At 69.1% G+C, this 21,162-nt stretch carries 32 protein-coding genes; 29 read left to right on the forward strand and 3 right to left on the reverse strand.

The annotated features are described in order from the left end of the window. Nucleotides 1–277: 277 nt before the first annotated feature. A complete protein-coding gene (locus ACIA5G_RS05945) occupies nt 278–1,657 on the forward strand; it encodes a hypothetical protein (protein WP_395921062.1) in 1,380 nt (459 codons plus the stop codon). Nucleotides 1,658–1,667: 10 nt separating this feature from the next. Here ACIA5G_RS05945 and ACIA5G_RS05950 read toward each other — a convergent pair whose 3' ends face one another. Beyond that, nucleotides 1,668–2,669: a hypothetical protein gene (locus ACIA5G_RS05950; protein ID WP_395921063.1), complete on the reverse strand. Its 1,002-nt coding sequence runs from the start codon at nt 2,667–2,669 to the stop codon at nt 1,668–1,670. Between the two features lie 88 nt (nt 2,670–2,757). Between ACIA5G_RS05950 and ACIA5G_RS05955 the strand changes: the two genes are divergently transcribed. Both ACIA5G_RS05955 and ACIA5G_RS05960 read left to right on the forward strand, forming a co-directional pair. Continuing rightward, nucleotides 2,758–3,390 carry a GNAT family N-acetyltransferase gene (locus tag ACIA5G_RS05955; RefSeq protein ID WP_395921064.1) on the forward strand — a complete coding sequence of 211 codons (633 nt, stop codon included), beginning with the start codon at nt 2,758–2,760 and terminating at the stop codon, nt 3,388–3,390. Nucleotides 3,391–3,482: 92 nt separating this feature from the next. Further along, nucleotides 3,483–4,373, forward strand: coding sequence for a phosphotransferase family protein (locus ACIA5G_RS05960; protein WP_395921065.1), 891 nt, complete (start codon nt 3,483–3,485; stop codon nt 4,371–4,373). On the opposite strand, the gene ACIA5G_RS05965 is transcribed toward ACIA5G_RS05960, so the two are convergent. Further along, complete coding sequence (locus ACIA5G_RS05965) at nt 4,333–5,748, reverse strand: XRE family transcriptional regulator (RefSeq protein ID WP_395921066.1); 1,416 nt, start codon at nt 5,746–5,748, stop codon at nt 4,333–4,335. The genes ACIA5G_RS05960 and ACIA5G_RS05965 overlap by 41 nt on opposite strands. A 138-nt stretch (nt 5,749–5,886) precedes the next feature. On the opposite strand from ACIA5G_RS05965, the gene ACIA5G_RS05970 reads away from it, so the two are divergent. Further along, a complete protein-coding gene (locus ACIA5G_RS05970) occupies nt 5,887–6,087 on the forward strand; it encodes a hypothetical protein (RefSeq protein ID WP_395921067.1) in 201 nt (66 codons plus the stop codon). Here the strand turns inward: ACIA5G_RS05970 and ACIA5G_RS05975 are convergent. After that, nucleotides 6,084–6,431, reverse strand: a complete 348-nt coding sequence (locus ACIA5G_RS05975) for a GntR family transcriptional regulator (RefSeq protein ID WP_395921068.1) — start codon at nt 6,429–6,431, stop codon at nt 6,084–6,086. The two genes, ACIA5G_RS05970 and ACIA5G_RS05975, sit on opposite strands and share 4 nt — an antisense overlap. A 116-nt stretch (nt 6,432–6,547) precedes the next feature. Between ACIA5G_RS05975 and ACIA5G_RS05980 the strand changes: the two genes are divergently transcribed. The 25 genes from ACIA5G_RS05980 (at nt 6,548) to ACIA5G_RS06100 (ending at nt 21,089) form a co-directional block, all read left to right on the forward strand. After that, complete coding sequence (locus ACIA5G_RS05980) at nt 6,548–6,802, forward strand: hypothetical protein (protein WP_395921069.1); 255 nt, start codon at nt 6,548–6,550, stop codon at nt 6,800–6,802. A 1-nt stretch (nt 6,803) separates the two neighbouring features. Then, nucleotides 6,804–7,040: a hypothetical protein gene (locus tag ACIA5G_RS05985; RefSeq protein ID WP_395921070.1), complete on the forward strand. Its 237-nt coding sequence runs from the start codon at nt 6,804–6,806 to the stop codon at nt 7,038–7,040. Nucleotides 7,041–7,158: 118 nt separating this feature from the next. Further along, nucleotides 7,159–7,860: a hypothetical protein gene (locus tag ACIA5G_RS05990; protein ID WP_395921071.1), complete on the forward strand. Its 702-nt coding sequence runs from the start codon at nt 7,159–7,161 to the stop codon at nt 7,858–7,860. Nucleotides 7,861–7,897: 37 nt separating this feature from the next. Beyond that, complete coding sequence (locus tag ACIA5G_RS05995) at nt 7,898–8,434, forward strand: NUDIX domain-containing protein (RefSeq protein WP_395921072.1); 537 nt, start codon at nt 7,898–7,900, stop codon at nt 8,432–8,434. Further along, nucleotides 8,431–8,820 (forward strand): SsgA family sporulation/cell division regulator, encoded by a 390-nt coding sequence (locus ACIA5G_RS06000; protein ID WP_395921073.1) that lies wholly within the window; start codon nt 8,431–8,433, stop codon nt 8,818–8,820. The genes ACIA5G_RS05995 and ACIA5G_RS06000 overlap by 4 nt, the downstream gene beginning before the upstream one ends. A 51-nt stretch (nt 8,821–8,871) precedes the next feature. Next, nucleotides 8,872–9,489 carry a hypothetical protein gene (locus tag ACIA5G_RS06005; RefSeq protein ID WP_395921074.1) on the forward strand — a complete coding sequence of 206 codons (618 nt, stop codon included), beginning with the start codon at nt 8,872–8,874 and terminating at the stop codon, nt 9,487–9,489. Between the two features lie 4 nt (nt 9,490–9,493). Beyond that, entirely contained in the window at nt 9,494–10,456 is a 963-nt protein-coding gene (locus ACIA5G_RS06010) for a hypothetical protein (protein ID WP_395921075.1), read from the forward strand. After that, nucleotides 10,453–10,689 carry a hypothetical protein gene (locus ACIA5G_RS06015; RefSeq protein ID WP_395921076.1) on the forward strand — a complete coding sequence of 79 codons (237 nt, stop codon included), beginning with the start codon at nt 10,453–10,455 and terminating at the stop codon, nt 10,687–10,689. Before ACIA5G_RS06010 ends, ACIA5G_RS06015 begins: the two co-directional genes overlap by 4 nt. 121 nt (nt 10,690–10,810) lie before the next feature. Further along, nucleotides 10,811–11,044, forward strand: a complete 234-nt coding sequence (locus ACIA5G_RS06020) for a hypothetical protein (protein WP_395921077.1) — start codon at nt 10,811–10,813, stop codon at nt 11,042–11,044. Then, nucleotides 11,041–11,418: a hypothetical protein gene (locus ACIA5G_RS06025; RefSeq protein WP_395921078.1), complete on the forward strand. Its 378-nt coding sequence runs from the start codon at nt 11,041–11,043 to the stop codon at nt 11,416–11,418. Before ACIA5G_RS06020 ends, ACIA5G_RS06025 begins: the two co-directional genes overlap by 4 nt. After that, on the forward strand, nt 11,411–11,758 hold the full coding sequence (locus ACIA5G_RS06030) for a hypothetical protein (protein ID WP_395921079.1): 348 nt from the start codon (nt 11,411–11,413) through the stop codon (nt 11,756–11,758). The genes ACIA5G_RS06025 and ACIA5G_RS06030 overlap by 8 nt, the downstream gene beginning before the upstream one ends. A gap of 2 nt (nt 11,759–11,760) precedes the next feature. Next, nucleotides 11,761–12,069 (forward strand): conjugal transfer protein TraH, encoded by a 309-nt coding sequence (locus ACIA5G_RS06035; RefSeq protein WP_395921080.1) that lies wholly within the window; start codon nt 11,761–11,763, stop codon nt 12,067–12,069. Beyond that, the gene (locus ACIA5G_RS06040) at nt 12,066–13,238 is read left to right on the forward strand and encodes a conjugal transfer protein TraI (protein WP_395921081.1); all 1,173 of its coding nucleotides are present in this window, start codon (nt 12,066–12,068) and stop codon (nt 13,236–13,238) included. The genes ACIA5G_RS06035 and ACIA5G_RS06040 overlap by 4 nt, the downstream gene beginning before the upstream one ends. A 98-nt stretch (nt 13,239–13,336) precedes the next feature. Continuing rightward, on the forward strand, nt 13,337–15,592 hold the full coding sequence (locus ACIA5G_RS06045) for a cell division protein FtsK (protein ID WP_395921082.1): 2,256 nt from the start codon (nt 13,337–13,339) through the stop codon (nt 15,590–15,592). A 243-nt stretch (nt 15,593–15,835) separates the two neighbouring features. Beyond that, nucleotides 15,836–16,009 carry a hypothetical protein gene (locus ACIA5G_RS06050; RefSeq protein WP_395921083.1) on the forward strand — a complete coding sequence of 58 codons (174 nt, stop codon included), beginning with the start codon at nt 15,836–15,838 and terminating at the stop codon, nt 16,007–16,009. Nucleotides 16,010–16,100: 91 nt separating this feature from the next. Next, nucleotides 16,101–16,475, forward strand: a complete 375-nt coding sequence (locus ACIA5G_RS06055) for a hypothetical protein (protein WP_395921084.1) — start codon at nt 16,101–16,103, stop codon at nt 16,473–16,475. After that, nucleotides 16,472–16,597, forward strand: a complete 126-nt coding sequence (locus tag ACIA5G_RS06060) for a hypothetical protein (RefSeq protein WP_395921085.1) — start codon at nt 16,472–16,474, stop codon at nt 16,595–16,597. Before ACIA5G_RS06055 ends, ACIA5G_RS06060 begins: the two co-directional genes overlap by 4 nt. Further along, nucleotides 16,597–17,253, forward strand: a complete 657-nt coding sequence (locus tag ACIA5G_RS06065; protein WP_395921086.1) for an HNH endonuclease family protein — start codon at nt 16,597–16,599, stop codon at nt 17,251–17,253. Before ACIA5G_RS06060 ends, ACIA5G_RS06065 begins: the two co-directional genes overlap by 1 nt. Nucleotides 17,254–17,284: 31 nt before the next feature. After that, on the forward strand, nt 17,285–17,782 hold the full coding sequence (locus ACIA5G_RS06070) for an ATPase (RefSeq protein WP_395921087.1): 498 nt from the start codon (nt 17,285–17,287) through the stop codon (nt 17,780–17,782). Nucleotides 17,783–17,818: 36 nt separating this feature from the next. After that, nucleotides 17,819–18,220 carry a hypothetical protein gene (locus ACIA5G_RS06075; protein WP_395921088.1) on the forward strand — a complete coding sequence of 134 codons (402 nt, stop codon included), beginning with the start codon at nt 17,819–17,821 and terminating at the stop codon, nt 18,218–18,220. 22 nt (nt 18,221–18,242) lie between these two features. Next, a complete protein-coding gene (locus ACIA5G_RS06080) occupies nt 18,243–18,536 on the forward strand; it encodes a hypothetical protein (protein ID WP_395921089.1) in 294 nt (97 codons plus the stop codon). Further along, nucleotides 18,533–19,471 (forward strand): bifunctional DNA primase/polymerase, encoded by a 939-nt coding sequence (locus ACIA5G_RS06085; RefSeq protein WP_395921090.1) that lies wholly within the window; start codon nt 18,533–18,535, stop codon nt 19,469–19,471. The genes ACIA5G_RS06080 and ACIA5G_RS06085 overlap by 4 nt, the downstream gene beginning before the upstream one ends. A 27-nt stretch (nt 19,472–19,498) precedes the next feature. Beyond that, nucleotides 19,499–20,260, forward strand: a complete 762-nt coding sequence (locus ACIA5G_RS06090; protein WP_395921091.1) for a hypothetical protein — start codon at nt 19,499–19,501, stop codon at nt 20,258–20,260. After that, on the forward strand, nt 20,257–20,790 hold the full coding sequence (locus ACIA5G_RS06095; RefSeq protein ID WP_395921092.1) for an AAA family ATPase: 534 nt from the start codon (nt 20,257–20,259) through the stop codon (nt 20,788–20,790). Before ACIA5G_RS06090 ends, ACIA5G_RS06095 begins: the two co-directional genes overlap by 4 nt. Beyond that, nucleotides 20,790–21,089, forward strand: coding sequence for a hypothetical protein (locus tag ACIA5G_RS06100; RefSeq protein WP_395921093.1), 300 nt, complete (start codon nt 20,790–20,792; stop codon nt 21,087–21,089). Before ACIA5G_RS06095 ends, ACIA5G_RS06100 begins: the two co-directional genes overlap by 1 nt. The last annotated feature ends 73 nt before the right edge of the window (nt 21,090–21,162 follow it).

Here is a 21,162-nt window from a genome sequence, read left to right on the forward strand (position 1 = left end):
CCCCCTCGCTTCGTCAACAGCCTTCGGACGGCCCAAGCCCGCGAATCCGGGGGTTTCCACGCCTCTAACGGGTGAACCAACCAACACCGGCTAGGCCATTCAGCCCAGTCTTGTAACAAGCAACGCCCACCCTCCGTCGTACGTCGGGGACCGTTGGGCGAAAGCACCCCTTTGGGTCGGGTGTCGTACTGCCGCGAGGGCCTAGACGACGCGTAGTGATCGCTCAGACACGCTGAGCTTAACTGCTCTTCGGGAACAGTGAGGGATGGAAAACTTGATGCGGTCGATTTCCCGGGCGAGATTCGATGCACTTGCAGCACATACGCGACGGGCTGCGGTATTCGCCATGGCTCAAGAGATTGCCTGGTTCGATGCCGACGACGGCCGCGTTATAGCTACAATAATTGCTGACACCGACGGGGAGTTCTCTGGCGCGATCCTGGCACGCGACCTGCTGGAGCGATTTCGATGGATCGACCACACGTCTTATTATGACACGCCTGAAGAGGCAATTGCGGAGCTGCACCAGAAGCTACTGGAGATCGTTCCCAACATCGATGAACTTCGCATACAGGGAGATGAGACAGGCAAGCCCGCTGACTTCTTCACGCCTATCTCTTCAACGGAAAAGCTTCATCCAAGCTTTCGCACTCTAACTTCAGAGAAGGCATACACAGCGGCGCGACGAATGATTGATTCAATGATGCGCTGGCACGAAGACGTCGACGGCAACTTTGTTCAACAGTTCCAGACGGACGGTTTTGATGCTCGCCTGTGGGAGCTGTATCTCTTTGCAGTCCTAGCCGAGGCAAACTTGGACGTAATGCACCCCAAGCCAGCTCCAGACTTCCTAGCGCAGAGCCTTGGAGGCGAGTTCGCGATGGAAGCAACCACTATAGGACTAAGCGGCGGAAAGAACGCTGAGGCGACCACGCCACAGGCACCGAGGAACGAAGAAGAGTACTTGCAGTACATGCACCACTACCTGCCTATAAAATACGCTGGACCATTGACCAAGAAGCTTGGCAAGGGCTATTGGAAACGCGCGTCCGCCATCGACAAGCCCCTCGTGTTCGCAATCCAAGACTTTCATGCTCCCATGTCAATGACCTACAGTGGTCACGCACTTCCTGTTTACCTCTATGGGTATACGCATGAGGCAATTACGAAAGACGGAAAACTGAAGATTGTTCCAACCAAGATCACGGAGCATAAATGGGGTAAAAAGATAGTCCCTTCGGGGTTTTTTTCCTTGCCAGACGCCAAACATGTCAGCGCGGTCATATTTAACAGCAGTGGTACCATATCCAAATTCAATCGAATGGGCGTTGCCGCAGGGTTCGGTTCAGACGACGTGGTACTAGTTCACCGTGGGCAGCGTTGGAATCAAGACTCCAACGCGTCCACCCCGACATCTTTCCTGGCCGTCGTAACCGAAGGATATCCGGAGACGTGGATCGAAGGAATGGACGTGTTCCATAACCCAAACGCACTGCATCCGCTTGCCCCGGAGCTTCTACCCGGAGCTGCGCATCATAGACTCATGGCCGATGGTAATATCGAAACAATCGGCCCCGACTGGAAGCCGATACGGTCCACTACCTCAAATGTAACGTTCAGCGGGCCGCAACAAGAAGAGTCGCTACCGAACGCGTGATCGAAGAAACTCAGCTGCACTTCGTGAACCCGGTGGCTTGGTAGCCGCCGCCCCCGCCCGCGGCGAGTTCCAGCTGGAAGATCCCCAGCGACGTCGGCCCTGCGGTCGGCGGGTCGATCGAGAGCGCGCATGCGTCCACTCGGAGCCACTTGCCGCCCGGGCCGTACTCGGTGGCCGCACCGGGTAGCGGCAAGATCGCGGCGTTCTCGTACGCGACGCCGTTGGGCACCTTCCGCGACAGCACGTCCACGGCGTGCTCGCAGGTGTCGACCCCGTTCGCGACGGCGAAGTCCCGTCCGGCCGGCGAGGTGAGGATCGTGCACGCGATCTCGGGGCGGCGCTCCGCGACGGCCTTGATCATCGCTTGGACGAACGAGCCCGCGGAGTGCGGCATGATCCGGCTGAACGCTTCCTGGTGCGCCTGGTCCAGCTCGGCTTGATGGCGGTCGGCGAGTTCGGCGGCCGCCAGCTGCTGCCCGACGATCCCCGCCGCCAGCACCGCCACGCCGGCCACCCCGGCCACGATCGCGTGCCAGCGCCGAACCGGACGCCCGCGCCATCCGGGCAGACCCGGACGTGACGTGATCCGAGGAATCGGCGTGGTCTGCTCCGCCGGACCTGCGGCTGGCACGCGCATGAGGGGCTGACCGGGCCGAAGAGCGGGCAAGCGGTCCTGAGCGGCCCCGCGGGCCGGACGGCCGCGGTACAGCGTCCACGCCCACCATGCGGCCACGGCGAGCAGCGCCACGCCGACGACCAGGCACCAGCCCCACCAGGGCACCGACAGCAGCCACCACACGTCTGCCGCCGCCAAGCCGACGGCCAGCGTGCCTGGCCGTCGCACGCCGATCAGCGCGGACAGCAGCACAACGCCGAGCGCGAGCAGCCACGGCCACGCGCTGTCCAGTAGTTGCCACAGCAGCAGCGCGAGCGCGCCGGCAGCGATGACGGCCGGCCATTCCAGCCGTGTGTCGGCGGCTTGCGCGGCGGCGCGCCTCTCTTTGATCACCATCGCGTGTCCCCCGTGCTGAAGATCGTTCCTCCACCCATGGGGCCAGGATGCCTGGTGAGCTGCGACAACGCGAACTAGTGTCGAACACATGAGCGAGCATCGGGTGTCGCCTGGGGTGTCTCCGGCGCTGGTCGAGCGGGACGACTTGCCGGTCCGGTCCGCGCGGGACCACGTCTGGTGCCTGGATCGCAAACACCGGCGCGTGCTCGCGGGCGTCAACTGCGGCACCCATCGCACGTTGGGGTTGTTCACGGAGACCTGCAACCGTTGCTGGATCCGCCGACGCCCGCGGCATACCTGGCTCGTGATCGATCACCGCGTCCCGATGCCGGTCGATCAGGCCGACCAGCCGGACGATCGCCGGGACGGGATTGTGGTGGTCGCTCGTCGGCCGGTCGAACGGGCCGGGGTTGGCCGACTGGAGATCCGGTTGCGCGGTGAGATCGTCGCTGCCGCGGACCTTCAGCTGTGCGGAATTGACCACCGTGGCGTTGTCCGTCACGTCCAGGTCGAGCCTGCGCACCGCCAGCGTGGGTTCGGCACCCTGTTGCTCGACGCCGCACTTGCCCGCGGTCCCGGCTACCACTGGTCAACGACCGGGATCGGGCGGACTGAGGAAGCGCGGGACTTCTGGGCCTACCAGGACCCCGCTGAACCGCTGCACCTGGAGCAGCCGCACTACTGCACGCACATGCGACAAGCCAACGGCGAATTGGGGTAACCCTCGGCCGAGTGGCGGCGACTCAACCGAACGACTACCGCAGGCCCGTCGCTAGGGTTGCGACGGAGTCGAACCGCAAAAGGAGGCGACACGTGAGTCAGGCCGAGAGTTTGACCGAGGCGTCGGCGCGCGAGCTGGCCGAGACTGCCTGCAAGAAGGCTGGCGTTGACGAAGGCAGCGCCGAGCTGATCAGGATTGGCTCGAACGCGGTATTTCGACTCGCTGGTCGCGTCATACTTCGCATTGGGCGAGAGCGGCATGGATTCGACGAAGCTCGTCGCCAGGTTGACGTGGCACGTTGGCTTGAATCGGAAGACTTCCCTGCTAACCGTGCGCTCGATATTACGCAACCGGTCGACGCATCGGGTCACCCCGCGACCTTCTGGGTGTCCGTATCGGAAAAAGAAGAGTACGCAGCTATTGGGCAGGTTGCTGAGATTATCCGCGATCTTCATCGACTGCGTGCGCCGGAGAGTCTCGGGTTAACGGAGAAGCGCCCTTTTGAAGAGATCGAAGGGCGTCTGGAGGAGTCGCGAAATCTGACCCGAGAGGACGAGGAGTTTCTGCGCGGGCGAATTGCTCAACTTAAGGACAGTTATGAGCGCCTGGACTTTTCGCTACCGCAAGGCGTTATTCATGGTGACGCGAACATTGGAAACGTCATTCTTTCGCGCGATGGTGAACCTTGCCTTATCGACCTGGATAGCTTCTGCATTGGGCCGAGAGAGTGGGACTTGGTGCAAACGGCTTTGTTCTATGAACGCTTCGGGTGGCATTCCGCTGAAGAATATCAAACCTTCGTGGATGTATACGGATTTGACATCATGAAATGGCGCGGCTACGAGACGCTAGCTGGCTATCGCGAGATTTCCATGACTCTTTGGCTTGCAGGGAAGGCGTCCGAGAAGGCGGCCGAGGAGGTGCGTAAGCGCGTCTTGGCAATCAGGACAGGAGGAGACCGGCGCGACTGGGCACCCTTTTAGCGTCCTGCGGAGTCCAGAGCTGTGCCGTGGCAACTCTGGCCAGAAACTCCTTGGACTCTGCACTCTTGCCGACCCTGGTGAGGCGCGCGCGAAACTCGTCAACGTACGCGCCGCATCGGGCGGACTTCAGTGACTCGCCAATGTTGATCGCCTTAAGTGCGACGTCGCACGCTTGGCTCACGTCGCCATTGTCGAGATGGGAGTCAGCTAGAACCATCGTGACAAAGAAGTCGCTCCGCACATAGCCGCTCGCCGTCGGGCCGAGAGACTGCGTTGCGTACGTCACCCCATCGCTGGGGCGGCCGAGGTCTCGGTTGCAGTGTCCAAGTTCGGCGGCTAATTCTGCTTCATTGAAGTAGGAGAACCAGTCGGCTGGGTCATTCGCGGGATCGCGCCTTTCAAACTCTTTGACGGCGGCCGCCATTGCCTTGTCACACCCGGCCGAGTCGCCTAGTCGGGCAAGGGCTCGCGCTTCCATGGCGTAAAAATGGGCGGCAGCGCTCGCTGAGCCCGAAAGGGTTGTTCCCATTCGGGCCGTCCTTGCAAGGTTAGCGGCCTCTTTATAGCGGCCCAGGAACGTTGCCTGATGGCTCATTGCATCGAGGATGCTTGCGCCCAAAAGACGATCGTCCACGCTTTCCGAGATTCGCAGTGCCTGAATAAAGTATCTTTGCGCTAGTCCGTGCAGTCCCGCGTCATATGACATCCAGGCCCCCAGTAGGGTTGCCTGGGTTGCTGACTTAAACAGCTCAGTTCGAACCGATTCGTTTGACGTGTGGCCCGCAAGAAGGCCGACCAGATCTGTCCGGAGAAACTCAATCAGAGCACTTCTTGCGTGGCCGCCTCCATGCTCGCCATCGAGCGCATCGAACATCTCGGTAGTCTTTTTGATTCCCCTGATATCCGCCTCGCCCACTTTACGCTTACCTGTGTCGCTAAGGACGTCATCGCGTGTTGTGACTAGCCATGACAATGCAGCTTCATTCCAGGCGGACGCGTTTGCGGGAGCGTCAAGTAATGTCGACATGCCGTCAATATCGGCCTGCCACAGTCGCGCGACAGAGTTGACGCTGTCCGTAAGTCGGTCTGGATACTCAAGACCGAGGTCGGCTCGGAGCTTCTGCGTCTTGCCGAAGCCGATTTCGGCCAGGCTAATCCGCCGGCCAAGCCGTTCGCTAAGCGCGCCTGCTATCGCGGTCCGTGTCTTGGCGTCGCGGGGCATCATTCCGTCGAGCCAACGGCGCACGTACGTGTGGCTGAACGTCTTGCCAGTCTGCCCCCCGACGGCGCGTGCGAAGACCTTCAAGCCCACGGTGCCGTCCTCGCGGAGGTAGCCCGCCTCCAGCATCAAGGCTTCAAGTTGATCGTTGCCCACTCGCTCGCCACCCTCCTGCGACTGTGCCCCCACTGTACGAGTGTGCCCCCAAGTGTGCCCTGTTCGCGCAGCTCAGGGGCCTGTTCTATGGAGTCATCAACATCAACCGGCCGCACCGGCCCGGCGAAAGGAGAAGAGATGTCCAAGAACCCGTTCAACATCAAGACCGGCGGTAGCGTCGTGAAGAAGCTGATCATCCTGGTCGCGGTGTTCGCCCTGCTGGCTCTGGTGATCAAGCATCCGCACGATGCCGCGGACATGGTCAATGGAGCCGTAGACAGCGGTGGCGGGATCATCGACGGTGTGGCGACGTTCCTTCGCGATTGGGGCAATCGCTAGGCCCGGTCGCTGCGGAGTTGCTCCACGGAGTCCCGTAGCGACTTGACCTCGGCTTGCAGATCGATGAGCTGGGATGACAGCTGTTCCAGGGTGGCCGGCTCGCGGCCGGGTGTGGCAGCGACAACCCGTCCAACGCCAGGTCGAGACATGATCCAGCCCTCTTCTTGTAAGAACCCCAGCGCACGCTGGGCAGTGGCCACTGCGACCTCGAACCGCGCTGCCACGTCGCGCTGATTCGGCAGTTGAGCCCCAGGTGCCAGCTTTCCTGACTTGATGTCTTCTCGAAGCTGCTGCGCGATCCACTCGAATGTGGCCTGACCTGCGCGTTCCGCGTGGCTGTCCATGCTTTGAACCCTACCGAACGAGAACGCTCCGAACTAGTTCACTCGATCGGCCGATTCCGAAACCAAACTAGTCCAGACTAGTTTAGAGACATCGCCACGACGAAAGGATCAACCCGATGAGCACCACCCGCCCGAACCGCCGCCAGATCGAGATGGCCGCGGTTGAGCTGGACTTCGACTACTTCGCCGACACCACCGGCCTGGCCGGTGACGGGGTCCCGGCGGACGCCTTCGACGGCGTGGCCGACCTGGTCGACCTGTACGAGGAGATCGCGGAGATCGAGGCGGTCCTGGCCGAGCTCGACGCACCGGTGGCCCCGGTGATCCCGCTGCCGTTCACCACGCCGCGAGCGTTGGGGGAGGTGGCCTGACATGGCGGACCGTCTGTTCGTCCCGGCCCCGTTCGTCGGGCTGCTGGCCACGATGCCCGCCGCGACCGCGACGCCGTGGGACCGCGAGCACTGGCTTGACAACGCCTACTACACGATGCAGAGCGCGTTCTCCGGCCCGCACGGGCTGTCCGCGATGCGCCTGGCCCGCGTCTTCCGGGACGCGTTGAACGCCACCCGCGACGAGATCGAGAACGGCCCCACGGGCCTCGCGGCCTAATCCCAGCTCCACCGCCCTTTCCGGCGCATTTTCTGCGCCACATTCCACAGTTCCGCATTCGTCCCGGGGCACCGCTATGCCTGCACCCGGGGTGCGGCCCGCACGAAAGGACCCGCTCATGACCAGCACCCCGACCACCGCGATCGCGGGACGGTTCCGCGCCCTGGCCGACACCCTGACCCACAACGCCACCCTCCTGACCACGGCCGGGCTGCCCGAAATCGTGGTGTCGACCCGGGCGACGGTCTACCGCGACGTCGCCGCGCAGCTGGCGCTGCTGGCCACCGACGAGCAGGACCGGGCCGCGGGCAACCCGCTGGTCGTGGCGCTGCCCGAGCACGAGGCCGGGGTGGCGGTGGCACGCCGGTTCGAGGGGCTGGCCGGCCTGCTGGCCGCCAACGCCCGGACCCTGACCGCCCGCACGAGCGACGCGGTGATGCACCGCCGGGCCCAGGTCTACCGGGACGTCGCGGCGCAGCTGCGGTTGCTGGCAGAAACCGAACGCGAAGCCGCCGAGGCTCGCCGGCCGCGCGTCAGCCGGGTGCCGCTGTCGAACACCGCGCCGGTGTCCTCGGTCGTCTCGCAGGTCGCCGTCCGGGTACCGCGGGTCCGCGCGGAGTTCCTCGAGTCGCTGGTGGCCGCGATCGCGAAGCGGCGCGGGCAGGGCTGGTCGGTGGCGCGGCTGACGCTGTGGCTGCGCACCACGCTGCGGGACCCGCAGACCGACGCGGTCCACCCGTGCGCCGAGCGGTCGTTCGTCTCCTACGTCACCACGCTGCTGACCAGTCCGCTGGCCACCCGCGGCCCCGCCGCCGCCTGACCACACCCTCTCTTTCCCTTTGATGAAAGGACTTCTGATGTCGCTGATCGGTTCGATGGCCGCGAAGCTCGCCGCCCGCTTCAATGACCGAGCCCCGGTGTTCTACGCCGCCGACATGGTCGCCTTCTCCCTGCGAGGCGGGGCGTGGCACGTGCTGGTGATCCAGCGGGGCGGGAACCCGCACAAGGGCAAGCTCGCCCTGCCCGGCGGGCACGTCGACCACGACGAGACGTCGCAGGAGGCGGCCGTGCGGGAGCTGGCCGAGGAAACCGGCATCACCGTGCCGCAGCCGGTGTTCGTGCACCAGCTCGGGGTGTTCGACGCTCCCGACCGCGACGCCCGGGGCCGCTACGTGACGGTGGCCTACGGCGTGATCCTGCCCGACGAGGCACCGGCCCCGGTCGCGGCCGACGACGCGATGGCGGCGGAGTGGCTCCCGCTGCGGGTCGCGGTGAAGGTGGCCCGCGTCGGCGGGTTCGCGTTCGACCACAACCGCATCCTCGCCACCGCGATCGCCCGGTTCGACCTGCACCACACGCTCGGCACCGACCTGAACCTGTGGGAGGAGTCGTGACGCAGCTGCGGTATCCGTTCGCCGTCCGGTTTCCCGGCCGCTCGATCGAGTGCTACTGGGAATACACCACCGCTGACCCCTGGGCCGTTGTGCTGCAGCTGAACGGGGTCCGGTGGCTGTTCGCCCGGGACCTGCTGCGGGCCGGGCTGACCGAACCCGCCGGGGACGGGGACGTGGAGGTCATGCCGGACACCGGCGGCAACCCGGGCCTGCTGAACGTGCGGCTCAGCTCGCCGTCCGGGTCGGTGCGGCTGCCGGTGGCCCGCGGCACCGTCACCAGCCTGCTGGAGGCCGCCTACGCCCTGGTCCCGGCCGGGTGCGAGGCCGCCGCGGTCGACTGGCCGGCCGAATGGGCACGCCTGGCCACCCCACCCGCCGCCGCCTGAGGCCCCCGCCCCTACGCCGTTCGCTCTCGTGTCCTGTTTGGAGGCTCCGCCATGTCCCTTGCCACCATCCCCGCGACAGTCCCGGCCATCGCGCCGGAGGCCGCCGACGACGATGAGCCGTTCTACCCGCCGTCCGCGGCCACCATGACGGTGCAGCTGGCCAAGCAGATGGCCGGCACCGCCTACCAGCAGGCCGAGCAGCGGGTGGCGCGGCTGGCGCGGCAACTGCTGCCCCAGGCTGCCTGCCCGGATGACCGGATGCGGCTGCTGTTCCTCTACGCGGCCGAGGAAACCTACCTGGCCAGCGTGTTCCCCGCCGTCCACCCCGAGTACCCCGAGCGGTGGCAGACCGGCGTCACCGACCACCAGATGGCCGGCGAGCTGGCCGGGATGATCGCCCACGCCGAAGAGGCCATCGCCACCGGCCAGCCCTACCGGACCGGCGGGTTCGAGACCGACACCGGCCGCTACGCCGCGCAGGCGATGGCTTACTACGTCACCGACCCCAACCCGGTCAGCCGGGCCGGAGTCCTCGACACCCTGGCACAGCACCTGCGCACCCGCGGTTTCCCGCCGCGGGCGGTCGCGCTGGTGACCGACGTCGCGGCGGCCTTGCGGGTGACCGCCATCAGCGGTGACCGTCCGCCGGTCATGCCCACCGCCGCCTGAGCCGATGGTCGCCACGACCGCGGTGGATCTGCGCGGCGACTTCGACGGGTTCTGCGACCTGACCCTGCCCGAGCCGACCCCGGAAGGGCGCTGCTTCTTCACCCTGATCTCCGAGGTGATCGACACCGACACGGAGTCGTTCTTCGGCCGGGGATTCTGTCACTGGCTGGCCGGTGCGGTGCACTCGATCACCGGCTGGGACCTGCTGACGGTCGACGTTCGCTGGACCGGTGAGGACACCTGGCACCCCGCGCACAGCGGGGCGCTGACTCCCGCCGGGACAGTCCTGGACATCTTCGGCGACCACGACCCCGAAGACGTGCGCCGCCGCTACCTGACCGACGACGTCGCCGAAACCCGCACCCGCGTCGTGCACAGCCCCGACATGCCCGGGGACGTGATCACTGACATCGACGACCGGCGCGGAGACCCGTTGTGGTGGACGGACACATTCGACACCCCCGACATGCAAAACGTGGTGCTGCACTTCGCCCGCCTCATCCTCACCCGCCACGGCCACGGCGATCACATCGATCCCGCCGCGCGACCGGGCTCCGCGCATCTGCCTGTACCGCAACCGAAATCCGGCACACCCACATCTGCACCCGATCCGAAAGGGACCGTCATGTCCTCCATTCCCGAAGAAGTCGCCCGCCTCAACGTGGTGCTGCAAGCCATCCCCACGGCCACGCTGCAGGCGCTGAGCGAAACCGAGCTGCCCGCCGAAGTCAGGGGCTGCCGCGACGTGATGAGCGGCCTGGGCAGCGAAGTGCTGGGCATCCTGGGCAACACCGCGAGTGCCTCGCAGGCCGCACAGTCACTCGGCCACGCCATCGCGATGCTGGAACGAGCCAACGAGACCCAGCAGATCCTCAAGATGCACTACGGCAAAGCGCTCCGGTCCGCCGTGCGGGCCCACACCCTCATTCAGGCCGCGATCATCCACCACGGGCAGGGCGCGCGGTGACCGACACCGCCCGCCGCTACCCGATCCCGGCCCGCACCGACGACGTGCGGTTCACCTTCGGCCTGATCCTCGACGTCGCCGACGTCCTGGCCCGCCACGGCTACCGGCCGCTGACCGCCGGAGATGACTTCGCAGCGCTGCACCAAGCGCTGTTCCGGTTCCTCTACGCCACCACGCCGACAACGTCGGCGACCGATCCGGCCGGGCTCGACCCGGCCACCGAGGAGTGCTGATCATGCCGACGACACCGGAGCCCGACCCGAACGCATACAAGTGCGTCCTGTGCACCCAGCGGCCGTGTAACTGCCCGCCCGTGTCCGAGCAGCTGGAGAAGTTCCGGCGGGGTGAGCAGCGATGACCGGCCCCGAGCACTATGCCGCAGCAGAACCGGTCGCCACCGACACCGCCGCCGTCGGGCCGATGGCGGACATCGCGGGAGTCGACCGCGCGGCCCGCGCGCTGGCGGTCAACGACGGCAAGAACTGGGGCAACGCCGAGGTCCGCAACCACTACCGGGGTCTGGCCCTGGCCGCGGTGGCCGCCTACCTGGGCACCCCGGCCGCAGTTGTGGAGGTGAGCCCGGCATGAGGCACACAACGGAGATCCCGAGCCACCCGCCGGTCGACGATGCGGCGGCCACGGTGCTGCTGCTGCGCAGGTTGGTGGAGCGCAACGGCACGTGGGTGCTGTGCAAGGTCTTCGCCGCGGTGGCGGTGTGGCTGGGGCTGCACCTGACCCGCGCGGTGCTGGTGCTGATCGTGCGACTGCTGACCGCGGCGATGGCCCGCGCCGACCGCTACACCACCGCCACGGTGCTCACCCCGCCCGCACGGCGGGTGAACCACTACTTCGACGCCCACAACGCCCACGACTACAACCCGCACCACTTCGAGCACACCACCAGCGCGCCCGGCCACGGCCCGCCGGGACCGCGGATGCATTGGGAGGCAACACATGCGTGAACTCAACGACGACATCGACGACCTGAAGACCCGCGCAGGTCTCGCCCGACGCGTGGTCGGGCCGGGCAAGATGTCCGCGCTCATCACCGAGTCCGCGGAACTGCTGCCCGGGATGCTGCTCGGGTGCGTCACCTTCGCCGTGGTCGCGGTCCTCGGCACCGTCGCCTGGCTCACCGTCGGGTCGGTCGTGCTGGCCAGCGTGCTGGGGCTGCGGGCCCTGTGGCACGTGGTGTTCCTCATCCGCGCCGGTCTGGAGCTGCGGGACCGGCTGGCCGCCGACGCCACGGAGCTGGCCCGGTGGGCGCGCGAGCACGGCATCGACCACGAAGAGGGGTGGTGAGCATGGCACGAGACACCCGGTCCCGGACCCGCCAGGAGACGGCGGTGGCGTGGTGCGGCGGCCACGCGGCCGAGCTGGCCGGCGTCTGTGTCCCGCTGATCGGCGGCGCGCTGTTCACGCCCTGGCTGGACCTGATTTCCGTTGCCTGGGCCGCACTGTGGGCCGCAAACGAGATCCGGCTGCACCGCACCACCCGCACCGCCCGCCAGGCCGCGGTGGCCACCCGCCCGGCCCGGGCCGCACTCACCAGCAGCACCGCGCCCACCGGGCGCGGGACCGCGGACACCGACCGGAAGGAGGCCAAGGCATGAGCACCGCGACCACCACGACCGACGACGGGCACCCGGATCTGGCCCGGACCCTGACCGAGATCGAACGCCAGCTGGCCGCCAACGACCTCCCCGCGCCGCCGGAACCGGCCGAGCCGGAGCCGACCCCGGAACCGCCCGGCGAGGACGAGCCCGCGCCGGACCCGCGCGGAACACGGCGCACCGGGATCACCCGCCGGGTGCGGCGGCGGGCGGCCGAGCACGCCGAAGCCCACCAGCTGCTGGCGCTGGAGGCCGACACCGCGCCGTACGCGGTCACAACCGAGAAGGTCCGATCCCGGCGCAAGGCGGTCGAGCAGGCCGCCGCGCTGTGGCAGCTCGACCGCGACCCGCGGGTGCTGGCCTACCGGGACGCCCGGGTGCGGCGGGGAGTGCTCGCCGTGGCGCTGGTGTCGCTGACGCTGGCGCTGGCATGGTCGACGGCCGGGGTGCAGGCGTTCGCCGCCGAGGGTGCCCCGGCCGGGAGCCCGCGGTGGTGGTTCGCGTGGCTGGCCGAGCCGTTCTGCTCGCTGGCGCTGCTGATGGTGGTGGCCGGCCGGGCCTACCTGACCACCCGCGGGCAGCCGCTGCACGACAAGGCGGTCGACCGCACCGAGTGGGTGTTCCTCGGCCTGACGCTCGGCATGAACGCCTGGCCGCATCTGCCCGGCGTTGCCACCGACTTCACCGTCTCGGGTCTGGTGTTGCACCTGCTCGGCCCGGTCGTGGCCGTCGCGGTCGTGCGGTGCCTGCCGAGGCTGCTGGCCGCGTTCGCCGGGCTCGCGCTGCCGGTCGACGACCCGGATGCGGTAGCGGCCCCGACCAACGAGGGGGAGGGGCTGGACGGGGCCGCCACGCTCGACCCTACGCACCCGCCCCTGGCCCAGCCGATCGCTGAGCAGGGTGACACCCGCACGGACCAGCCCGGCCAGGCCCCGCCTGCCCGTGCGGTTGCGGCGCGCCGGAAGCCGTCCGCGCGGCGCTCGACCCGACTCCCGGAGCCGAAGCGGCGCACGCTCGATCAGCTTCGCGAGGAGTTCAAGACGGCTCTCGCGGCCCGGCCGGCCGGGTTCGACCCGGACAACGGCGAGTCGATCCGCCGCACCTTGCGGTGCGGCAAGAAGTTCTCGGTGCAGCTGCGCGACGAACACCGCGACGGCCGCATCGGCTGATCCCTACCCGCAGCCGCCGGGCAGGGCCACCACACCTCGCCCGGGACGTGTGGTTCGGCCCTGCCCGGCCTGCACCCGACACGCAGGAGGCACCAGCCATGAACCCGACCGACCAGGACGACGAGAACACCACCACCGACACCACCGGCCCCGCACCCGCGGCCGGGTCGGCCGGGGAGCTGGCCACCGTCCACCACCTGCCTGAGCGCGACACCGCCAAGCGCGGGTCGGTCGTCAAAGGCGAGATCGTCACCCCGGAGGAATGGGCGCTGCTGACCGACCAGAAGGCCCAGCAGGCATGGCGGTACGCGCAGTACCGCAAGCAAGGTGCCGCGGTGGTCAAGTACACCCGCACCGCGGTCACCCACGACAAGACCGTGGCGTCGGCGAAGTTCGCCGGCCGCCACGCCGCCTACGTCTTCGGCGGCGCGGGCATCGTCGCCAAGCGAGCGTGGGAGGCCAAAACCAACTCCCGCTACGAGCGGCTGATCCGCGCCGCGGAGGCCAGCGGCAACGCCGAGGACCTCAAGCACTGGGAGGAACGGGCCGAGCTGGCCAAGGAGAAGCGGCACCGCCGCGCGATGGACTGGCTGGACGCCCCGATCAAGGTCGGCAAGGCACTGCTGCTCGGGGTGCTGGTGTCGATCGTGGTGCTGTTCGGGATCGGGTGCCTGCTGGCCATCTCCTTCTCCGACTTCTCCATGATCGGTGCCCCGTTCGGCGTGGTCGCCGACGTGACCCGGTGGGTCGCCATTGCAGTGTCGGTGGCGTGGGGCCCGTTCCTGCTCGCCGCCCCGTGGATCGGGGTGGCCGCGCTGCACCACATCGGCCGCCGCGCCGAGGCCACCCCCGGCTGGCTGACCCGCACCGGCGCCGGGACCGACGCGTCCACGCTGGTCACCGCGGACGGGATCGTGGCCGCGCTGCGCCACCTCGGCATCCCCGCGATGAACAAAGCGCTCAAGGACGGATGGCTGCCGCGGTTCGAGCTGAACCCGACCCGGGAGGGGTCGGGGGCGTTCAAGGGCTACCGGGCGATCGTGGACCTGCCGATGGGTGTCACCCCGACCATGGTCGCCGACCGCGGGGATGTGCTGGCGAAGAACCTCAACCGCAACGCGGTCGAGGTGTGGGCCACCGACCATGGACGCGAACGGGGCGGCAAGGCCGGGTACCTCAACCTCTACGTCGCCGACTCCGGGGTGATGGACAAGCCGACTCCGGACTACCCGCTGCTGCACGAAGGATCCACCGACGTCTTCGCCGGAGTCCCGATCGGGATCACCCAGCGCGGCGACGTCGTGTCCATCCCGATCAACGGGTCCAACGCGGTGTTCGGCGGCCAGCCTGGCCAGGGAAAGTCCAACGCGGTCCGGGTCATGGTCCTGGGCGTGAGTCTGGACCCGCTGGCCGAAATCCGGGTCCACGTGTTCGCCATGAACGGCGACTTCGACGCCTACGAACCCCGCCTGGCCAACTACGAGAAGGGAGCCACCACCGAGCACGTCGAGTCCGCGCTCGCGCACCTGGAAGACCTCTACGCCGAAGTCGGACGCCGGGAGGGCCGCCTGGCTGAACTCGGGGCCAAGAAGCTGACCCGGGCGATCTCCGAGGCCCACGAGGACATGCGCCCGCTGTTCGTCGGGTTCTCCGAGTGCCACGAGCTGTTCGGCCACGCCGAGCACGGCAAGCGCGCCGCGGACCTGGCGGTCAACATCGTCAAGCGCGGCCGCAAGACCGGCATCTCCACCGTCTATGACACCCAGTCCTCGCGCGCGGACGCGATCCCGTCGCAGCTGGTGGAGAACGTCGGCGCGAACGGGTGCTTCGCGGTCAAGACGTGGCGCTCCAACGACGGGTTCCTCGGAGACGGGTCGTTCGCGGCCGGGATCCGCGCGACGGAGCTGCGGTTCAACGTCGACCGCGGAACCATGGTCGCCACCGGCATGTCGGATGAGCTGTTCGAGATCGTGCGGACGTTCTTCGTTGAGGTCGACGACGACCGCGGCTGGGACGCCGCCGCCGACGTCATCGCCCGCGCCATGGCCCAGCTCAAGCCGGGCACCCCGGTGGCCGGCACCCGGCCCGTGCGGGAGCTGGAAACCGGCCGTGACCTGCTGGAAGACGTCGCCGAAGTCCTCGCCGACGAGGACAAGGCCAAGGCCACCGACGTCGTGGCCCGGCTGCGCCAGCTCGCTCCGACCCATCCGGCCTACCGGGCGGAGAAGCTCAACGCGGACAAGCTGGCCGCCCAGCTCGGCGAGCTGGGCGTCAAGGTCACCAAGGTCGGAGTCCTCATGGTGTACACGGAGCGTGTTCGAAAGGCGCTCGCCGAGCGGCCCGCCGACGCCTAGGGAGGGAATCCGCCCGCACTCCCCGCACCCCGCCCTCAGCGGGTGCCGGGCGGGCGGATTCCCTCCGCTCCCTCGTTCCCTTCGACGCCATAGCCGCTGATCAGCACTAGGGAACGCCCGATCAGGGCCGGGAAGGGAATTTTCCCTACCCGACCCCGGATTCCCTAACCCATTCCCTAGCGAACCCGCGTCCCCTCGCGCCTCGCTTCGTCACTCAACGTCACATTTTGGGGAGGTTTCGTCATGCCCGAAAGAGCTCTGGTGCACCGCGGCACGAAGTCGTGGTGGAACGGCACGGTCACGACGCTGTGCGGGCTGGTGTTCGAGCCCGGCAACGCGCGCTCGCCGTGGTTCACCGGCCCGGCGTGCCCGGCGTGCGAGGCGGTCCACCAGGCCCGCAAGAACGGCCGTAAGTAGCCCCGCCCCTGATCTCGCCGGAGCGGTGGCCGGCCGCCGCGCCCCGCCGCTCCGGCGACACCACATCCCGTACCCACGAAGGAGCTTCGCCGTGTTCCTCAGTCCGCCCGACCTGTCCGCCACCGACGCTTATGCCTGCCTGGGGGTGCGCGCACCGGCCGTGCTCACCGCCCCGGACGGCGCGGTGTTCGCCGTCGGCATCACCCGCCCCGCCGTCGCGCTCGACATGATCCGCGCCGCCACTCCCGACGGGCTGGCCCCGACCCGCGACGACGCGGCGGCATTCCGGCTGCGGTGGTTCGCCTACACCCACCCGAATTCCCCCGGCGACCCGGTGACCCGCCCAGCCGCACCGGGCGAGGACGGCGCGTTCCCGGTCGTGATCTGGCGCGCCGTCGACCAGGCCACCGCCCGTGCCACCCGCGGCACCGTTGCGGCGCTCGCGCCGATGGCGGTGGCGGCATGAGCAAGAACGACAACCGGCCCGACCTGTCCCAGCCCGGCGGCATGCACGACGCAGTCCAGCGCGAAAACGAGCGCATCGCGGCCGCACTCGCCGAGCAGCGCCGACAGGAGAGGAACCGCTGATGATCACTCGATCACTCGCCGTCCTCACGATGGCCGCCGCCCTCGCCACGGCGGGCCCGGCCGGATGCCAGGGCTCGCGGACCGGTCCGGCACCGGTCGCTGCCGACGTCGGCGGCGGCCCGGCCGCCGCACGGGTCGACGTCGACGCGGTGCGGCGCGAGCTGGCCGGCCTGCGCGTGGCGGCCGAGGACACCGGCAACCACTACCGCCGCGCCGACTGGCCGCACTGGGACACCGGGGCGGGCGGCTGCGACGCGCGGGAGAACGCGCTGCGCACCCAAGGCCGCGCCGTCACCACCGGCCCAGGCTGCCGGATCACCGGCGGCACCTGGGTTTCCCCCTATGACGGGGTCACCGTCACCGCGCCGGGTGAGCTGGACATCGACCACGTGGTGCCGCTGGCCGAAGCGGCCCGCTCCGGCACCCGCGGCTGGTCGGCCGCCGAGCGGGAGCGCTACGCCAACGACCCCGTCGTGCTCGTGGCGGTCACGGCGAAGTCCAACCGCAGCAAGGGCGATCAGGACCCTGCGCGCTGGCTGCCCGCCCTCGACCGGTGCGGCTACGTCGCCCGCTGGACCGCGGTCAAGCACGCCTACCGCATGACCGTCGACACCCGCGAGCGCGCCGCTATCACGAACGTGCTCAACCGCTGCTGACCCCTGCCAGCGTCCGGAAAGGACACGCCTGATGGAACCGCCGTTCGACACCTTCACCTGGCCGGCCGCCCGCACGTTCGGCGACCACGGCCTGATCGTCGACCCCGACCCGGCCGCCGGGCCGCTGCGGGTGATGCTCAAAAGCTTCGGCCACCTCCACGAGCCGATCTACACCGGCCGGACCGCGGCGGCCGATCACCGGCACCTGGTGCTCGACGTGCGCGCGCTGTTCGCCGACCCGTACCTCAAGCCGGAGATGCGGGAGATGACCGGACGCGACGACGCCGTGCGCGCCAACGTCCTGGCCCAGCCGGGCGCGGTGGCGTACGTGATCGCCCACGCCGAAGCGATCGCCGCCACGGTGGCACCGGCGAAGCCGGGCCTGGTCGACGCCTCCGTCGGCTGCGCCGGGGGACGGCACCGGTCGGTGGTGATCGCCGAAGCGCTCTCCCTGGTGCTGGCCCACGGCTACGGCATCGCCGCGGAGATCCACCACCGCGACATCCACCGGCCCGTCGTCCGCCGCTAGCCACGCCAGCCCGTCACCGAGACAGGAGGTTCCACCATGGCGACCGCACACGAGAACCTGACCGCCATCGCCGACATGCTGACCACGGCCGGGTTCGGCCCGATCGAGGTCTACGCCACCCCGGCCACCGGCTTCCCCGACGGCGTCGTGACGGCCGAGATGCCGTGCGGGCCCGACGTCGCGACGCGACTGCTGCACCTGCTGGGCTCCGTCGACGTCGTCGACGCGGTCGCGGGGAAGTACCACGAGTCCGACACAGTCGTCCGGCTCACCGTCCGCGGCCTGACCCCCAGCGGCGCGCTGATGCTGATCGTCGGCGGCTTCGACGGTGCCACCGACCCCGACGCCGTCGCGCTGATCCTCGACCAGATCGAGCGTCAGGATCTGCCGGGGCTGCTGGGCATGCTGGCCGGCCGCGAGACCAGCCGCACCGGCTGAACCGCCGGGACAGTGACCGGCAATGGCGGACAAGTACCGCGCGGCCGAGGTGACCGCGTGGCTGCGCGAACACGAACAAGCCGACGCCGCACCGGCCCGCCGAGCCGGGCGCGCGGTCGCCGGGGCGTGGAACCGCCAGGAGTTCTACGCCTCAGCCACCTTCCCCGCGCTGGTGACGCTGCTGCGCGCGGGCGGGCAACCGACGTCCGATGTGGACCGGCTGACCGGGCGGCTGGCGCGGGCGTTCGGAGTGCACCTGCGCGACGTTCCGGCCTGGGATCCCCGGCCGGACTGGCGAAAGGAGATCGGCGCATGAGCAGTGACGCTCACCGTGCGGCCCTTGAGCGGGTCGCGCTGGACATGGCTGGCAGAGGGTGGGCGGTGTTCCCGATCCAGCCCGGGCGCAAGTTCCCGCCCGCCTGGCACCGCAAAGCCACCTGCCCCGGCCGCGGCCCGTGCGCCGCCGGGCACGTCTTCCCCGAACACCTGGCCACCACCGACCCCGAAGTCATCGCCCGGGTGTGGGCCCGCGCGCCGTACAACGTCGCCGTGTACGCGGGCAAGTCCGGGCTGCACGTCGTCGACTGCGACGTCCGCAAGCCCGACGAGCCCGCCGGGCCGGACGGGTGGGCGCAGCTGCAGGCGCTGGCCGGCGAGCGTGGCGGGCCACTGCCGGACACCTGGACGACCACCACCCCCAGCGACGGACGTCAGCTGTGGTTCACCGTCCCGCCCGGGTGTCGGCTGGCGTGCACGGTCAAAACAATCGCGCCACACGTGGACACCCGCGGCTGGGGCGGCTACGCCCTCGCGCCGGGCTCCGTCCGCGCCGACGGCGCGTACGGGCTGTTCGACGACACCGACCCGGTGCCGCTGCCGGGGTGGCTGGTCCAAGCCAACGTCGAACGCGGCTCCGCGGCCACCTCGGGGCGAACCGTGACGGCCGTGGCCGTGCCGGGGGCTTTCGCAGCGAAGGCCGTGTCCGAGGAGTGCGCCCGGATCGCCGCGACCCCGTACAAGCAGGGCCGCAACAAGGTTCTCTCGACCGCGGCCTACGCCCTCGGCCAGCTGGTCGGCGCGCGGGTGCTCGACGAGGGCTACGCCCGGGCGCAGCTGCGGGCCGCGGTCGCCACCTGGAACGCCCCCGAATCGGCCGTCAAGGACGACGGCGTGATCGAGACATCGCTGGCGGCCGGGATGGACAACCCGCGCCGGATCACCCCGCGCCGCCGCACCCGCCGCGCCGCCTGAACACCCCACCGCGAAAGGACCAACCCCATGACCATGCTCCACGTCGGCGCGGCGACCGCCATCGGCGGCCGCCCGGCCAACGCCGACGCCGTCAGCGTCGTCACCAACCCGCTTGGCACCGCCGCCGCGGTCGTCGACGGCATCGGGTCCGAACAGGACACCTGCGATGCCTCCACGCTGGCCGCCGGGACCGCTGCGGTCGTCGCCTCGCACCGCGGTGCGCAAGCCGGGCTGATGGCGGCGGCCGACACGATGCCCGACTACTCCGGCGCGCCCAACGCGGTCGCCGCCGTCGCGTCGGTCGTCGACGGGCGCATCGAAGTCGCCCACGTCGGCGACGCCGCCGTCTGGACCTACTCGGCCACCGCCGGTCTCCGCCGCTGGACGGTCGACCAGACCGCCGGCGAGCACATCCGGCACATGCTCGACAACCCCGGCCTCACCGGCGCCGGCCGTGACGCATTGACGCAGCTCGGGACCGCTGCCGAGGTCCTGTCCGACTACGTGCTCAACGGGCTGGCGTTCGCGACGGTGTCGACGATGTCGTGGACACCGCTGCGCGGCGAGGACGCGAACGTCGACCTGATCATCGTGGCCAGCGACGGCGTCCACAAGCAGCTCACCGCGGCGCAGATCGAAGGCATGGCCGGTGTGTTCACCGCCGACCCGCAGGGCCTGGCCGAGATCCTGGTGGACCTCGCCGTCCGGGACGACTCCTGCACGCAAGACCCGGATTCCGACAACGCGACCGCGGCTGTGATCGCCGTGGCCGGCCGGGGGGCCGCGTGAGGCCCACCCTGATCGCCACCATCGGCCCGGCCGGAGCCGGGAAAACCACCCGACGCTACCGGCACGTCCCACCCATGGCCACGGTGATCTCGCTCGACGAACGCCGCGCCGCGCTCTCGCCGTGCGGGTGCTCGACCGACCAGTCGGTCAACGCCGCCGCCGTCGAGACCGCCACCGCCGACACCCGCGCGGTTCTCGCCTCGCACGGGACGGTCGTGTGGGACGTCACCAGCTACCTGCCGCGGTTCCGCGCTCACCTGCTCGACGTGGCTGCGGAGTTCGACGCCCGCACGGTCGGGCTGGTGGTGCTGCCGCCGCTGCTGACCGTGCTGGCCCAAAACAGCCGCCGCGACGGGCGGGTGTGCGCGGTGTGCGGCACGGCTCGCCGGGTCCCCGAACCGACGGTCTGGGCCATGCACGCCGCGATCACCGACGCGCTGCCCCGGCTGCACACCGAGGGCTGGCACACCCTGCACTTCCTGGCCCTGCCGCCATACCTGCGCCACCGACACCACGGGAGGAACACCTGATGGCCGCCATCGTCCACCGCTGTACCTGCAGGCACCTGGACAAGTTCCATACCGACGTCCCCACCAACGACGGCATCCGGCCGTGCCTGGTGCCCGGCTGCGCCTGCACCGACGCAGACCCTCAGGCACCGGAGGTGATCCCGACCTGGTCCGCGGTCAGCCCGACGGCGCAGGCCGAGCTCGACCCGGTCGTGATCGAGCCCGGCACCGTCGACGGCCCGGGGCTGGGGCAGCTGTGCGACTGCGAGGACTGCCAAGCCCTTTACGACACCTACGACGCCGCCGGACAGGTCGCCTGACCCGACCGACCACATCGGACACGAGAAGGGCCGGGCACCACGTGTGCCCGGCCCTTCTCGCGCCCGCCCTCCC

The sequence above is a fragment of the Amycolatopsis sp. NPDC051758 genome, from assembly GCF_044453095.1.
GTDB lineage: Bacteria > Actinomycetota > Actinomycetes > Mycobacteriales > Pseudonocardiaceae > Amycolatopsis.